Here is a 15,468-nt window from a genome sequence, read left to right on the forward strand (position 1 = left end):
CTGCGGCGCGGCGCTTGTGCGTCCCCAACAGGCCCGTAAGCCCTGCCGGGTGGGGGGCGCCTGCTGTGGCATGCTGCTGCCCTGTGATGGAAGGTCAGACCAGGAGCTCCGCCGTGCAAGCAGCCGCCGCATCGACTGTGGGCCCAGCACGGCCGCCCGACGACTGGTGGCGTCTCTCGCTCGACGGCCAGGCCCTGGGCTGGCTGGCCCCGGCGCATCAAGGGCTGCTGGCGGACTGGGGCCTGGGCGAGGCGCTGGCGGGTTCACACACATGGTCGGTGCGCAGTGGTGCGGGCGATGCGGCGGCACGCACGGCCTGGCTCGCGGACCTTGCCCAGCGCCTGCGCGAGGCCGGCTGGGTGCGAGGCTGGCGCGGCGAGCGCTATCGCTGCCAACTGCCTGGCCCGGGGGGCATTGGACAGCCGGCCGACGGCCCCGTCTTCTTCGAGCTGGAGCGCGCCGCCTACCGCTTCTTCGGCCTCAGCAGCCAGGCCGTTCACATCAACGGCGTGGACGCGGCCGGTGCCCTCTGGTGCGGTCGCCGCGCTCTGCACAAGGCCACCGACCCCGGCCGCCTGGACAACCTCGCGGCGGGCGGCCTGCCGGCGGGCGAAGCGCTGTTCGAATGCGCTCGCCGCGAATTGTGGGAAGAAGCCGGCGTGCCCGCCACGCTGTGCGGGTCGCTGCGCCTGATGGGCTGCCTGCGCACTGCTCGCGTCGAGCCCGAGGGCTGGCATGACGAGTGGCTGCATGTCTTCGAACTGGCACTGCCTGCCGGCTTCACGCCACGCAACCAGGACGGCGAGGTCAGCACCTTCGAGTGCCTGGCGCCAGCCGAGGTAGCGCAGCGCATTGACCTGCAGGATTTCAGCCCGGATGCGGCGGTGGCGAGCGCCTGGTGGCTTCGTTCCCGGGGCGGAGGCTGAGCCATCTCGACTACAGTCGCCAGCCGCTGATCTCTGTGCCACCCATGACCGCTCCCTCTTCGATGCTCACGTTCAATGCCGGTTCCCTGCTCGTGCTGTCCGGCCTGCCAGGTGCGGGCAAAACCCGCCTTCGCCAGGCGGCGCAGGGCTTGCCCGAGGGCGCCTGGGTGTCGATGGACGAGTTGCGGCGGCAAGTGCTGGGCACCCTGAACGTGCTCAACGGCGGCCGGCCCCAGACCCAGGTCCGGCAGGAAGCCAATGACGTGGTCTATCACATGGCGCAGGCCATCGTGGCCGAGCGCATGCGCCATGGCCTGAGCACGGTCGTCGATGCCACCAACCTCACGGACGCCGACCGCCAGGCCTGGATCGAGCATGCCCAGGCGCACGGCGCCGAGGCCGTCGTGCTGATCGTGGACACCCCGCTGGACGAATGCCTGCGTCGCATGAGCGGGCGGACGGACTGGGTGCCCCAGAGCCGCATCCTCGAGATGCTGGAGGCCGGGGCCTCCGCGCAGGGCAAGGGTGATGGATTCGAGCGACGATCCGTCCATCCCTACCGGCTTCTCACGGGCGGCGAGACGCTGTGCTTCCGGCCCAGGCCGGTGGCCACCGAGCAGCTGGACGTCGTCAGCGATGTGCACGGCCTGCTGGACGACCTGCTGGTGCTGCTGGCGGAGGCAGGCTGGCAGGTAAGGGACGGTGTCCTGCGCCACGCCGATGCCCAGCGGCGGCTGCTGTTCCTGGGCGATCTCGTCGATCGAGGCCCTGACTCCCTGCCCCTGCTGGAGCTGGTGCAGCGCAGCTGCGAGGCTGGCACCGCCCAGTGCCTGCAGGGCAACCACGAGGCCAAGCTGCTGAAGTTCGTGGATCAGGCCCAGCGAGAGGGAATCGAGCGCTGGGGCTCCTGGGCCAACGCCGAGACCGGGATGAACCTGCTCAAGCTGCCCGAGGAGCGTCGCCAGCGCCTGCTGGCCTTCATGCGGGGATTGCCGCCCTACCTCGTGCATGAGCCCGCCAAGGTGGCCTTCGTGCATGGAGACGTCCATCGCTTCGACCCATTTTTGAGCTTGCGCGAGGATCTGGTGCACGGCCAGTCCGGCTTCCGGCAGGGCGTGGATTCAGATGCCCTGTATGCCGCCGGGCACCGTGCCGGCCTCAATGCCTACCTCGTCATCCGGGGCCATGTGCCGCCGACGAGCGAGCAGGACTGCATCGTGTCCATCGAGGCCCAGGGCTACCAGAAGGGAGAGCTGCGGCTGCTGCGCTTCGACGAGTTCCTGGCGGCGCGCGCGGCGGGTGTTGGCGTCCAGGCGGCCGTGCGCCAGGCCCTGCGCGTGCGCGCCTGCAGCCATGACCAGCAGGCGCATGCCGAACGCCAGTTCGGACTGGCCAAGGCGCTGGAAGCTCTCACCTCGCGCAAGTTGGTGCGCCGCAGCCTCGATCCCTCCAAGCTCCTGCGCAGCTACAAGTACGCCAAGGAGGTGTTCTGGCTGGGCGCCTGGGACGAGTCGCCCTACCTCATCAAGGCAAGGGGCATCGTGCTGGATGCCGCGGGGACCGTGGTGTCCAACCCCTTCGACAAGGTCTTCAACTACGGCGAGCGCGAGGTCGGCCGGGACCTCCCGGACACGCTGCCGGTCGTGGAGGCGCTCAAGCTCAACGGCTTCCTGGGCATCATCAGCCCCCATCCCTTGAAGCGTGGCGAGCTCCTGGTGCACACGCAAGGCAGCCTAGATCCGGAGAACGCCTACGTCCGCCACATCACGGAGCTGCTCCAGCCCCGCCAGCGCGGCCTGCTCGCCCGGTTCTTCTCGCAGCGCCCGATGACGCTGATGCTGGAGGTCCTGCATCCGCAGGACCCTCACATCGTCGAGTACGGACCGGATGAGCACGGGCTCTACCTCATCGGCGCCCGCACGCTGGGCTTCGAGGATCCCGAGCTGCCGGAGGATGCGCTGGACCCAATCGCCGAGCAGCTGGCCCTGCGCCGCCCCTGGTGGCGGCGCACGACGCTGGGCGAGGTGAAGCGGCGCGTCCGCGAATGCCGCGACGAAGGCTCCATGGTTCGCGCGGATACCGCCACGCAGACCAGCCTGCTGAAGATGAAGTCGCCTTTCTACCTGACGACCAAGTTCCTGGCCCGGTTGAGCAGCAAGAATGCCCGCCATCTGTTCGGCAATCCCCAGGACTTCAAAAAGCACCAGGACGAGGAGCTCTACCCCATTGTCGATGCCGTGGCTGCGCGATTTGACCTGGACGGTTTCCTGGCCTTGAGCGAGAGCGAGCGCGTGCGGGCTGTGCGCGACATCATCGACAGCCAGCAGTAGCACCCGCCAGCTGCGCCGTCGGGCTCCTGCACCGGCCTACACCAGCAGGAAGCACAGCCGCCCCGTCCCCGCCTCCTTGCCCAGCAGGGGCAGGGTGAGGCTCAGGTCGGTGCGGGCGCTGGGCTGCTGCAGCACCTGCTGCAGCTTGTCAAAGGGCTGCGGGGCCAGGCGGGTGCTGCCCAGCTGGGCCTCGCTGCCGGCGCCGGGCTTGTGCAGCACGGCGGCCATGCTGCGCAGGTAGCGGCTGGCTTCCTCTACCATGCGGGCGCTGGGCTGGCGGGCCTGGATGGCCTTCAGGATCTCCTGCTTGCCCAGGGCCAGGGCCATGCCGCCGATCATGGCGACGGCGGTGGCGTCCAGCAGGCCGACGGCATAGGCCGTCTTGCGGCCGGTGCAGCCGTAGAGGCCCACCAGCAGCGGGTACTGCTCGAAGTCATGGCGGGCGTCGGACTTGAGCAGGTCGAAGCTGCGGGTGCAGAGCAGGGCGTGCAGCTGCTGCTGGGCCAGGCCCAGGGACTGCAGGGCGCCGGGCAGCACCGTCGCGGGCTCGGCCACCTCGGCCGCCTTGCGCTGCTGGGCCTGCTCACGCAGGGCGGACTGGCCGTAGAGGGAGTCGTGCACCACGCGGCGCAGGGTGGCTTCGTCAAAAGGCTTGTGCACCACGAAGGCTGCGCCGTTGCTGCGGGCCTGGTTGAGGCACTGGGCATTGGTCTCGGTGGTGACGAAGCCCACGGGCACGTGGCCCTGGCCGATCTGGCGCAGGGTCTGCAGCATCTCGATGCCCGAGACGCCCGGCATGTGCCAGTCCGAGACCACGAGGTCCGGCTTGAAGTCGTGCATGCGCTCCAGCGCCTCGGCGCCGTCGCTGGCGGTCTGAATCTGCAGGGGGCCCAGTTCCCGGCCATCCTGCAGGATGCGCCGGATGATGGCCTGGATGGCGCGGCTGTCGTCGACGATCAGCACGCGGCGGGATTCCTCGCTCATGTTCTTTTCATTCATACACTGGCCTGTTCCTGCCTCAGGGGCACCCTCATGGCGACAGCGCCCTTTTGCAGGGCTGCTGCCTGACTCCGACGGTCTCCCTGGCGCCAGCGGCCGGGCTGAGGCCCTGCTCTGCTTCTGACCCTGACCTCCCTTCGCCCTGTGCCCCGCGGCTCGTGTCGGCCACATCGGCGGGGCGCCCTCGGGGGCGGCCTGGGCGGACCATCTCGGGTCCGGCTGGCTGAGGCAGGAACTCGCTGGTATCAGACGCGTCTCTGCTTCTGGACGAAGTGTCATGCAGGTGACAAGCGCGCCAAGTGGGGAAAAACACCCGCCTGCCTCAGCATTTGCGTCTCTGCGTGAAATAGTCGGCGCTCCGGGCCGGGGCAGAATGGCCGGATGGAGACCGTACAAGCGCTTGTGATCGGTGCTGGCGTCGTGGGACTGGCCGTGGCGCGGGCCCTGGCCCGGCATGGGCTGGAGCCCCTGGTTCTGGAGCAGGAGACCACCCTCGGGCAGGGCATCAGCTCCCGCAATTCCGAGGTGATACACGCCGGCCTTTACTACCCGACGGGGTCGCTGAAGGCTCGCTGCTGCGTGCGTGGCCGGCAGCTGCTCTACGACTTCTGCGAGGCCCGCCATGTGCCGCACCGGCGCTGCGGCAAGCTGCTGGTGGCCACGGCGCCCGCCCAGCGCGCGGCGCTGGAAGGCCTGGCGGCGCAGGCACGTCTCAATGGCGTCGATGATCTGCAATGGCTCAGCGGACCCGAGGCGCAGGCCCTGGAACCGGCCCTGCAGGCGGACGCCGCCTTGCTGTCGCCCTCGACCGGCATCGTGGACAGCCATGCCCTGATGTTGGCACTGCAGGCCGACCTGGAGGCGGGTGGGGGGCAGGTCTTGCCTTGCAGCCGCGTGCTGGGCTGGCACAGCACGCGGCAGGGGCTGCATGCGTTGCAGGTGCGTTCGGCGGACGGCGAAGTCTCCGAGCTCGGCTGCCGCGTGCTGGTCAATGCGGCCGGCCTGTGGGCCACCGCCCTGGCCGAGGCCAGCACGGGCCTGCCGCCGGGCCTCACGACGGCATTCTGCAAAGGCAGCTATTTCAGCCTGCAGGGGCGGGCCCCGTTCACGCGTCTGATCTATCCCATGCCCGAGGAGGGCGGCCTGGGCGTTCACCTGACCCTCGACCTGGGCGGGCAGGCCCGCTTCGGGCCTGATGTGCAGTGGCTGCCCGAGGGCATGACCCCCGAGTTCCTGGACTACGCCGTCGAGCCCTCGCGCATGCAGGGCTTCGAGGCCGACATCCGCCGCTACTGGCCGGGTCTGCCCGAGGGCGCGCTGCAGCCGGCCTACAGCGGCGTGCGGCCCAAGCTCCACCGCCCCGGCACGCCGGCCCCTGACTTCCAGATTGACGGACCCGCCCGGCATGGCCGAGCGGGCCTCGTGCACCTGCTGGGCATCGAATCCCCCGGCCTGACCAGCTGCCTGGTGCTGGCCGAGGAAGTCCTCAAATGCCTGGCTCTCGATCCCGCCCCCCCTTCGCACCACAGGACGTAAAGGAAAAAACAAAAAGGGGGGGGAGCGCATCGACACCTGCCGCCACCTCTGGCATGGCAAGAGGCGCCAGCCCCCAAGGGCCGAGCGCCGGGCCGCCCCAAGCCGGCCCCCATGGCAAAGCGGGCGGCCCAACGCCGCCCGCTTTGAAGTCCCCCCGGGGGACCGCCCATGCTCGCCCGCGTTCAGCGTGGCGAGCATGGGCGAGGGGCAAACGCCCTCCGGCCCCATGGCAAAGCGGGCGGCTCAAGGCCGCCCGCTTTGACGTCCCCTCGGGGGACCGATCAGGTTCTCCCGCGTTCAGCGGGGAGAACCTGGGCGAGGGGCTCACACCTTACTTCAAGCCGTTGCTGATCGCCTTCAGCAGCGTCGCCTGGCTGTCATCACCGTTGAACTCCCAGAAGAAGGCGCCGCCCAGGCCCTTGTTCTTGGCGTAGCTCATCTTCTCGGTGATCTGGGCCGGGGTATCGAAGCTCCAGAAGGTCGTGCCGTTGTAGATCCACTGGGCGCGGCTTTGCGGGTCCACGAAGCTCGGGTAGCCCAGGGTCTTGAGGATCTTGTAGTCCTCGATGCCCTTCTCGTACTTGCCCGGGGCAGCAGTGCCCTTCTGGTAGAGGCCGTTGTTGACGTTGGCCACACCCGTCCAGCCGCGGCCGTAGAAGCCGATGCCGATCTGCAGCTTGTTGGCCGGCACGCCCTTGTTCAGGAAGGCCTGCAGGGCGGCGTCGGTGTTGTAGGACTTCACGTCACCCGTGGCTGGGTCGCTGCTGTTGGCATAAAGGGGCGAGTGGAAGCCGGTGGTGTCTTCCCAGCCGCCGTGGAAGTCGTACGTCATGACGTTGATGAAGTCCACGTAGGGGTGGAACTTGTCCGGCTCGATCACGCGGATCTTGTCCACACCGGCAGGCGCGGCGATGGACAGCAGCAGGCCCGGGCGGATGGCGTCGAGTTGCTTGCGGAACTCGGCCAGCAAACCGGTGAAGTTCGCCGTGTCCTCGGGCTTGCCACAGGCCAGGCCGCAGGCGGCCGGGTATTCCCAGTCGATGTCGATGCCGTCAAAGAGGCCGGCCGCGGCGCCCTGGCCACCGGCGTATTCCACCGAGGGCAGATCGCCCTTGATGTAGGCGTCCACGCAGCTCTTGACGAAGGCGGCGCGGTTCTCGGGCCTGGCGGCCTCTGAGAAGCCACGCGAGTAGGTCCAGCCGCCCAGCGAGATCAGCACCTTCAGCTTCGGGTACTTGGCCTTGAGCTTCTTGAGCTGGCCCCAGTTGCCGCGCAGCGGCGCGTCCCAGGCGTCGGCCTTGCCGTCGATGCTGCTCGCGGCGTCGAAGGACTTCGTGTAGTCCGCGAAGGCATCGCCACCCACGCCGGTCTGCTCGTTCACGGGGACGGTGACGCCGACCTCGCACTTGTTGTTGCGCACGTTGCCGAAGGCGTAGTTGATGTGCGTGAGCAAGGGGGCGGAGCCGCTGGTCTCGATGTTCTTGACGAAGTACTTGCGGTCGTAGATGCCCCACTGGGCGAAGTAGCCCAGCACGTTCTTGCCGCCGACGGTGGCCTTGTCGGTGTGAACGGTGAGGGCAGGCGAGGCGGGCGAGGCGCCGGCTTCGCTGACGGCCTGCACGCTGAAGCTGTAGTCGGTGTCAGGCGTCAGGCCATTGACGCTGGCCGTGGTGGCCGGGCCTTGCGCTGCTTGGGCCGAACCTTGCAGTACGCGGTACTGCACCGTGCAGTTGGGGCCGGCGGGCACAGCGTTCCAGGCCAGGTTCACGCCGGTGCTGGACTTGGACGGCGCGCTCAGACCGCTGGGGGTGGCGGGCGTGGTGGTGCAGCTGCCGTTTGCGCTGGTCTTGGCGCTCAGCGCGGCGCTCTGGGCGGAGGCGTTGCCGGCCTTGTCTCGGGCGCGGACGGTGTAGCTGTAGCTGGTGTTGGCGGCCAGGCCGCTGTCCACGTAGCTGGTGCCGGTGGGCGAGCCCACCAGGGTGCCGTTGCGGTAGACGTCATAGCCCGCCACGCCGCTGCCGGCATCGGTGGAGGCGGCCCAGCTCAGCGTGATGCTGCTGGCGGTGACGCCGCTGGCGGCCAGGCCGGCGGGCACGCTGGGCGGGGTGGTGTCGGTGTTGCCGCCGTCGCAGGCGCCGAGCTGCTTCCAGACATCCCACTGGCCGGATTTGAGCGCGGGGCTCTCGTTCTGGGTCCACCACTTGGCCTGGTAGGCCTGACTGTTCTGCTGTACGACGGAGCCACCGGTGTAGACGGCGCTGGAACTCCAGGTCTGCACGCCGGTGCAGTTGTAGGCCTGGGCGCTGCCGGCGGCGAGTGCGGCGGCCAGGGCGATGAGTTTGAACGAATGTTTCATGAGCGTAGAAGAGAGAGGTCGAGGGGGAGGGCCCGCCGCCGGAGGAAGAGCGGCAGGCCCGGACTGCTTCAGGATCCCTGGATCGCCCCGGTCAGGGCTGCTGGGCCCGACCGCGGCTGACGGCGGCCTTGAGGGCATTGAGAGTGACGTTGCTCGTGGCGCGCCGTGCTTCCTGCTGCAGGGCGTAGCTCTTGCCGCCGAAGCTCACGATCCAGTTGCTGGGCGTGGGCATGGGCAGGTAGTAGTTCAGCTTGATGGCCACGCTGGCGCCGGGGGCCAGGCTCTGCCAGCTGGGGAGCTTGAAGGCCGCGCGGTGGAAGTCGTTCTTCAGGCCGCCGACGTTATTGCCTGCGGCATTGGAGCCGTCGGTGACCACCTTGAGGCCGAAGCCGCTCTGGTCGGTCAGCGAGGCCGGGATGGCCGTGGGGATGTCGAAGCTGAAATCCGTGCCGCCCGGCAGGGTCTGGCTGCTCTTGTTGGTGAGGGTGAGCGTGGGGTTGATGGGGTAGTTGGCATCGCCCAGGGCAAAGCCGCCGATGCTGAACTGCACGTCGATGGCCTCGGCGGGCATGGTCGCGCTGGTCAGGCGGTTGCCATAGGGCGCGGCGGTCTTGAACTTGTTGTAGAGCAGGTTCGTGAGCGTGCTGCCCATGCCGTACTCGGCCTTGGCGTTGTCGTAGGCATAGTCGCCGGCCAGTTCCCAGAACATCACGCCGCCGATGCCGCGGTCCGCCACGTACTGGGCCTTGACGCCCAGGGACTGCTCGTCCTCGATGGACAGGAAGACCTTCTTGGTGGCGTTCCACAGCCAGGGCGCGACAAGCGTGCCGTCGTAGTAGCGGGTGTAGGTGCCGACGAACTGGTCCTGCGGGTTGGTCGCCGGGTTCAGGCCATAGGCGCCGATGTAGCTGCCGCTCTTGCCGGCTGCCAGGTTCAAGGTGTGCCACAGGGGGTTGGAGCCGGCCGGCACTTCCTTGCCGTTGATGTCCAGGTCATGCCAGACGTTGTCCAGGCCGATGGCGCCAGCGCCGCACTTCTGCACCGTGCCGCCGCCCGTGCCCGGAGGGCACTTGGTCTGGTCGGCCTGGGCAGCCGTACCCCAGAGGCCGTTGGTGCCGCCGTTCACGTCCTTCCAGCCACGGGTGTAGTAGGGCACGCCGATGTTGATGCGGCCCGCCGGCATCGCGCCGCGGAAGTAGTGGTAGGCCCAGTCCGTGTTCAGGTAGCCGATGCGGCCGTACTGCGAAGCCGTGTAGTAGCTCCAGGCCACCAGTTCGGAGTCCTTGCCATCGTCGTAGAGCGCCGCATTGGGCCCCACGAACTGGTTCCAGGCGCCGTGCAGGTCATAGCTCATGATGTTGACGTAGTCCAGGTACTTGGTGACCTGGTACGTCTCCATGCCGCGCAGCAGATAGCCCGAGGCGGGCGCGGCGACGGTGAGCATGTAGTGGCGGGCGTCCTGCTGGCCGGCGGCGTCCAGCTTGGCGCGCAGGGTCTGCATCAGCGTCACGAAGTTCTTCATCAGCGTGGCCCGGCGGGCGTTGCTGATGGTGAAGTCGTCCGGATTGCCGGCGTCCTTCATGCTGGTGGCGTATTCGTAGTCGATGTCCACGCCATCGAAACCGTACTGGCGCAGGAAGGCCACCGCGGAGTCGGCGAAGGTGTTGATGCCGGCGGTGTTGGCGCTGCCGTCGGCATTGGTGGTCATGGTGTAGAAGCCGCCGCTTGCCACGCGCTTGCCGGTGTCATCGAAGTAGCCGCCGGTCTCGGCCCAGCCTCCCACGGAGACGAGCGTCTTGACCTTGGGGAACTGCTTCTTGAACTTGCTGAGCAGGTTGAAGTGGCCTTTGTAGGACAGGGTGCTGTCCATCTCGGCACCGGCCACGCCGGGCCAGGTCATGCCGGTGGCGGCGTTGTTGGCGTCGGCCGTGTTGCCCACCGAGAGCTTGTTGGCGCCGTCCACATGGGCGAAGGCGTAGTTGATGTGCGTCAGCTGGCCCCAAGGGATGTTGCTGGCCAGGTAGGCGGGTGTACCGTCCTTGCCGGTGCGCCAGCTGGTGAAGTAGCCGATGATGCGGCGCGGCTTGTCGGCGCCCATCATCTCGCGGCCCTGGTCGTCATAGACCTTGCAGTAGGCGGGCGTGGTGCCGGGCGTGGTGTAGAGGCCTTCCGGGCGGCACTTCTCGTCGCCGGTGGCGCCGCCGCTGACGGTGACGCGGGCGGCGCTGCTGTCGCCCGTGGCGCCCTTGTCGTCGGTGGCGCGGGCGGTCAGGTCATGCACGCCGGCGCGGGCCGTCCAGCTGATGCTGAAGGGCGCACTCGTGTCTTCGGCGATCAGCACACCGTTGTCGTAGAAGGCCACCTTGGCCACGCTGCCATCCGGGTCGGAGGCGGTGGCGGAGACGGTGAGCACAGCGCCGTCCGTCGCGCTGCTGCCATTGCCGGGGCTGCTCATCGACACCACGGGCGGCTTGTTGACCGTGCCGCTGGTGACGGTCACCGACTGGCTCTTGCTGTTGGTGGCGCCCTTGTTGTCGGTCACGGTGAGGGTGACGTTGTAGGTGCCGGCCGCGGCATAGGTGCGTGAGGCGGTGGCGCCGCTCGCCGTGCCGCCGTCACCGAAGGTCCAGGCGTAGCTGGCGACGCTGCCGTCGGGGTCGGTCGAGCCGCTGCCGTTGACGCTGAGGGTCAGGCCGCTGGCGCTGCTGGTGAAGCTGGCCACGGGCGGTTGGTTGACGGTGCCGCTGGTGACGGTCACGGACTGGCTCTTGCTGCTGGTCGCGCCCTTGTTGTCGGTCACGGTGAGGGTGACGGTGTAGGTGCCGGCCGCGGCATAGGTGCGGCTGGCGGTGGCGCCGGTGGCGCTGCTGCCGTCGCCGAAGGTCCAGGCGTAGCTGGCGATGCTGCCGTCGGGGTCGGTCGAGCCGCTGCCGTTGACGCTCAAGATCAGGCCGCTGGCACTGCTGGTGAAGCTGGCCACGGGCGGCTGGTTGACGGTGCCATCGCAGGCGCCGAGCTGCTTCCAGACGTCCCACTGGCCGGACTTGAGCGCGGGGCTCTCGTTCTGGGTCCACCACTTGGCCTGGTAGGCCTGGTTGCTCTGCTGGACCACGGCGCCGCCGGTGTAGACGGCGCTGGAGCTCCAGGTCTGCACGCCGGTGCAGTTGTAGGCGAAGGCGGGAAGGACGCTGCTGCCGATCAGCAGCGCCAGTACCGTGCGTTGATGCATGGCGATTCCTTGAGGGTTCGTGAAAAGGGTGCACGAAGCCAGGACCGCGGGCGCGGGGCCCGGGTCCGGCAGTCAGTGAGGGAGGGAGGGTCAGGGAGAGAGGGATCCCGGGGACTGTTGTTTTTTTTGGGGGTGCTCAGGGCTTCACGATGACGTCGAAGTACTTCTCGACGCAGCGCTGGTAGTCCCCGGCCTTCAGGGAGAAGTACGCGGTCTGGTAGCCCACCAGCTTGCAGGCGAAGGCCTTGCCCTCGGGCATTTCCGCGTGATAGGACCAGTCCTGGTCCCAGTAGATGTCCAGGGCGCCGGCACCGCCGACGGCAAAGGACTTCTGGTTGGCGCAGCCCAGCTCCTCGGTGGAGGGGATGGGTACGCCCAGGGCCGCCGCATGCTCACGGTAGTAGGCCATGCGGTTGACGGATTGCGGCTTCTCGTAGCCCTGGCCGCATTCGATGCCGCCGTTGATGATGTTGGTCGTGGCGCCGAAGCCCGGCTTGATGCCAGCGGCCGAATCGACCGCATTGGGCTTCCAGGTGCCATCCACCACATGCAGCATGCTGGGCTTGGGCGAGGCCGGGTAGACGTAGAAGAACACGGCCGAGGCCAGATTCAGCCAGGTGTCGGCCACCTGCTCGGGGTTGTTGAGCAGGACCTTCACGTCACCGAACATGGCGTCGGAGAAGGGGCCGTAGTTGTAGTTGTACGAGAGCTGCTTGGCGCCGCGGCCGAAGTACTGCTTGTAGCGCCCCTGGGCGTCCTTGCCGCAGGGCCAGGTCTGGCCTTGCCAGGTCGTGGGATTGCACTCGTTGTTGTAGGGGCAGCCGTAGCTCGATTCGCTGCAGCCCGCCTCGCGCACGAAGTACAGGGCCTGGCGCCACTGCGGCGTCGCGCTGTTGGGGTCATGCGCGCCCGTCTCCTGCGTGAAGTGGGCGAACATGGTGGCCAAGGTCTTGCGGCAGATGGCGTCGGAGTCGCGGCCGTCCGTGTACGTCATGCAGACGCCCGAGAACTTGGCGATGGCCTGCAGCAGGCCGGTGTAGGTATAGGCCTTGTCGCGCTGCGAGAAGAGGTACTCCCACTGGCTGACCGGCAGGATCTTCTCGACGCGCTTGACGTTCTCCGGGTTGCTGGCCTGGCCCGGGGCCACGGCCGTGACCACGCTGTTGTCCCGCGTGGCGATGGAGGCCTTGACGGCGCGGAAGAGGGCGGTGTCCGTGAGCCGGGCCTCGGTGGCCAGCACGTCGGATTGCTTGAGGATGTACTTGCCCGTGGTCGGGTCCTTGACCACGACGGCCAGGGTGAAGGACTGCGACTTGGCGTTGCTCGCCCCCTTGTTGTCGGTCACGGTGAGGCTGACGGCATAGGTGCCCGAGGCCGCATAGGCGTGCGTCACCTTGGCGCCGCTGGCGCTGCTGCCGTCGCCGAAGGTCCATTTGTAGCTGCTGATCTGCCCATCCGGGTCCGTGGATGCACTGGCATCCAGCGAGAGGTTCAGGCGGTCCACGCTGCTGGTGAAGGCGGCCACGGGGGGCTTGTTGCCGGGGTCGGAACCACCGCCGCCGCCGTCACAGCTGCCCAGCGGCTTCCAGACGGCCCAGGCGCCGGAGTTGGCCGCGGGCGACTGGCCCTGCGTCCACCAGTTGGCGCTGTAGGCCTTGCCGGACTCCTGCACCTGCTGGCCCGAGGTGTAGGCCGTGGCGCTGTTCCACACGGCGATGCCCGTGCAGCTGAGGGCCTGGGCATGACCCGCCGCCATCACCAGCGGCACTGCCGCGAGTGTGGTCTTCAGGAGGGACGAGGTGCGGAACAGGCCGCGGGAAGGGGATGCCATGGCACGGACGCCATGAGGTACTGCGCTTGCAAACATGAACGGGTCTCCTGCGTTCAACGTGCGCTGCTGATCCTGCGCTGGGCGTCTTCGCGCCCGAGAAAAGACCGAAAGCTCAACAACACCCTCAGTCCGCATCTACCAGACCAGTACCACTTGTAGTCTTGTAGTGGTATGCACTTTAGATACCACTTTATGCAAAAACATTGATACAAACACCTAGTACCACGGTAACCCCGTGTAAGGTTAATGACCAATAAGAGACCAGATGCGCAGATCGCCCAGGAGGCGGGGTGCGGTGGTCTGGGTCCAGTGGGGAGGAAGAATCGGCGGGCTAGGGGTTTGCCCTGCATGGGGAGAGTGGGGGCGGCAAGGGTGGGTTGATGCCGCCCTCGCATGCGCCCGCATCCACCGGCACCTAGCGGTGGCTGTCGCCCACCTGGCGATCGAATGCCCGGACCCCCATCGCACCCCCTGGCCCCGTGCTTTTGTGAGAGCTGCCCTCAAGCTCGCGCAGAAACCGCCGATAGTGCCGTCATGGACATCAGCAGCTTCACCAGCGTCGCCACCGTGGTCAACGATGCCTCCAGCAGCATGCCTGGCACGGTCGGCAATGCCGCCAGCCTGCTGGTGCTGCGCAAGGCCATCGATGCCCAGGCCGCCGGGGCTGCCGCCTTGCTCGCGGCCTTGCCCCAGGCGCCGGCCTTGGCCACCGAAGGGCAGCTCGGGCGACAGCTCAATACCTACGCTTGAGCCCGATGCCTGGAGGCGGGCAGGCAGTATTTCCCCTGATGCTCGCCAGGGTGCGCGCGTTCCAGCTCCTTCCGCAAGCCGGTCGATCTGCCGATTGATCTGGCCGAAAACTAAGAAGGCAAGACCTGACCCCACGTCGGCCATCGCGTGCGGGCCGCGTCCGTGGTGCTTTCACGGCCCGGCAGGCACCGATCGATGATCAAAGCTCATCACCCGAGCCAGCCGCCATTGCCCCTCCTGCTGGCGCCACAGGCTGACGAACTGCGCCACGGTGCTCGTGGGCGCCCCCCGTTCATCGAAGCGATGGGCGCCGAGCTGCAGGGCGCCATAGCCCTGGATCGGGTACACCCGCAGCGTGCCCGGCACCAGGGTACGCACGATGCCCCGGCTGGCCGGGCAGGCAGCGGTGAGCCGGCGCGTGTTCTCGCGCACCTGCTCGCCCGTGGAGAGGCCGTCCTTGTCGTGATAGAACTCGACGTCATCGGTGAAGATCGCGTTGGCCCTGGCAGCATCGCAGGACACGAAGGAGGCCTCGAACAGCAGGCTGTCCATGTGCGCCAGCTCGTCGAAGAGGGCACCCGAGCGCAAGCCATCGACGCCTTGCGCAATCGTCTGCGAGTGCGTCACCGCAGCGCTCGCCATCAAGGCAAAGGCGAGGAGCGCCGCATGGCACATGCGAGACGGCGTGTTCACGACGCTTGATCCTGCGCCGGGGCAGTCCCGGATGCCAGAGGTTTCATCGCGCCCACCCTCTATCGCTCCACCCGCTTCCACCGCCCCTGCTCCAGCAGCTCATGCGGCAGGAACCTCGCCTTGTAGGCCATCTTGGGGCTTTCGGCGATCCAGTAGCCGAGGTAGAGGTGGGACAGCTGCAGCTGCCGTGCCTGCTCGATCTGCCACAGCACGTTGTAGCTGCCGTAGCTGGTGCCGGGCTCGGGCTCGTAGAAGGTGTAGACCGCGGAGAGGCCGTCGGTGAGGATGTCCAGGATGGACACCATCTTGAGCACCGCGCTGCCATCCGGCCGCGGCTCGCGGAACTCCACCAGGCGGGAGTTGATGCGGGACTGGAGCAGGAACTGGGTGTATTGGTCCACGCTGTCGTGGTCCATGCCGCCCCCGCTGTGACGGCCGGCCTGGTAGCGCAGGTAGAGCTGGTAATGCTCCTCGGAGAAGCCCAGGCGCATCACCCGCGCCTGCAGACCCTCGTGCTGCTGCCAGGCGCGGCGCTGGCTGCGCGAGGGCTTGAAGTCCGCCACGGGGATGCGCATCGGCACGCAGGCCTGGCAGCCCTCGCAAAAGGGCCGGTAGGTGAACATGCCGCTGCGGCGGAAACCGGCTTCCACGAGGCCGGAGTAGGCGTCCGCATGGATGAGGTGGCTGGGCGTGGCCACCTGCGAGCGCGCCAGGCGCTGCGGCAGGTAGCTGCAGGGGTAGGGCGCCGTCGCGTAGAACTGCAGCTCGGCCAGCGGGAGTTCCTTGGGATGCGTCACGGTGGCGGCAGGGGCTAAAGG

At 68.0% G+C, this 15,468-nt stretch carries 10 protein-coding genes; 4 read left to right on the forward strand and 6 right to left on the reverse strand.

All coding sequences use genetic code 11. From position 1 onward, the window contains the following. The first annotated feature begins 113 nt into the window (after window positions 1-113). Both H5407_RS19525 and H5407_RS19530 read left to right on the forward strand, forming a co-directional pair. On the forward strand, window positions 114-926 hold the full coding sequence (locus tag H5407_RS19525; protein ID WP_183106168.1) for an NUDIX hydrolase family protein: 813 nt from the start codon (window positions 114-116) through the stop codon (window positions 924-926). A 44-nt stretch (window positions 927-970) separates the two neighbouring features. Next, entirely contained in the window at window positions 971-3,256 is a 2,286-nt protein-coding gene (locus H5407_RS19530; RefSeq protein ID WP_183106169.1) for an AAA family ATPase, read from the forward strand. A gap of 36 nt (window positions 3,257-3,292) precedes the next feature. Here the strand turns inward: H5407_RS19530 and H5407_RS19535 are convergent, their stop codons facing one another. Beyond that, window positions 3,293-4,240 carry a response regulator gene (locus H5407_RS19535; protein ID WP_183106170.1) on the reverse strand — a complete coding sequence of 316 codons (948 nt, stop codon included), beginning with the start codon at window positions 4,238-4,240 and terminating at the stop codon, window positions 3,293-3,295. Window positions 4,241-4,636: 396 nt separating this feature from the next. On the opposite strand from H5407_RS19535, the gene H5407_RS19540 reads away from it, so the two are divergent. After that, window positions 4,637-5,791, forward strand: a complete 1,155-nt coding sequence (locus H5407_RS19540) for an NAD(P)/FAD-dependent oxidoreductase (RefSeq protein WP_183106171.1) — start codon at window positions 4,637-4,639, stop codon at window positions 5,789-5,791. 331 nt (window positions 5,792-6,122) lie between these two features. Here the strand turns inward: H5407_RS19540 and H5407_RS19545 are convergent, their stop codons facing one another. The 3 genes from H5407_RS19545 to H5407_RS19555 form a co-directional block, all read right to left on the reverse strand. Beyond that, on the reverse strand, window positions 6,123-8,147 hold the full coding sequence (locus H5407_RS19545) for a glycosyl hydrolase family 18 protein (RefSeq protein WP_310737673.1): 2,025 nt from the start codon (window positions 8,145-8,147) through the stop codon (window positions 6,123-6,125). A gap of 91 nt (window positions 8,148-8,238) precedes the next feature. After that, window positions 8,239-11,376, reverse strand: coding sequence for a chitinase C-terminal domain-containing protein (locus H5407_RS19550; RefSeq protein ID WP_183106173.1), 3,138 nt, complete (start codon window positions 11,374-11,376; stop codon window positions 8,239-8,241). Between the two features lie 136 nt (window positions 11,377-11,512). After that, on the reverse strand, window positions 11,513-13,207 hold the full coding sequence (locus tag H5407_RS19555; protein WP_220800690.1) for a glycoside hydrolase family 19 protein: 1,695 nt from the start codon (window positions 13,205-13,207) through the stop codon (window positions 11,513-11,515). Window positions 13,208-13,741: 534 nt separating this feature from the next. Between H5407_RS19555 and H5407_RS19560 the strand changes: the two genes are divergently transcribed. Beyond that, window positions 13,742-13,957, forward strand: coding sequence for a putative motility protein (locus tag H5407_RS19560; RefSeq protein ID WP_183106174.1), 216 nt, complete (start codon window positions 13,742-13,744; stop codon window positions 13,955-13,957). A gap of 171 nt (window positions 13,958-14,128) precedes the next feature. On the opposite strand, the gene H5407_RS19565 is transcribed toward H5407_RS19560, so the two are convergent. Together H5407_RS19565 and H5407_RS19570 are read right to left on the reverse strand one after the other, a co-directional pair. Further along, on the reverse strand, window positions 14,129-14,650 hold the full coding sequence (locus H5407_RS19565) for a nuclear transport factor 2 family protein (RefSeq protein WP_220800691.1): 522 nt from the start codon (window positions 14,648-14,650) through the stop codon (window positions 14,129-14,131). A 59-nt stretch (window positions 14,651-14,709) separates the two neighbouring features. Further along, window positions 14,710-15,447: an arginyltransferase gene (locus H5407_RS19570; RefSeq protein ID WP_183106175.1), complete on the reverse strand. Its 738-nt coding sequence runs from the start codon at window positions 15,445-15,447 to the stop codon at window positions 14,710-14,712. Window positions 15,448-15,468: the final 21 nt, after the last annotated feature.

The organism is Mitsuaria sp. WAJ17, from assembly GCF_014174515.1.
GTDB lineage: Bacteria > Pseudomonadota > Gammaproteobacteria > Burkholderiales > Burkholderiaceae_C > Roseateles_B.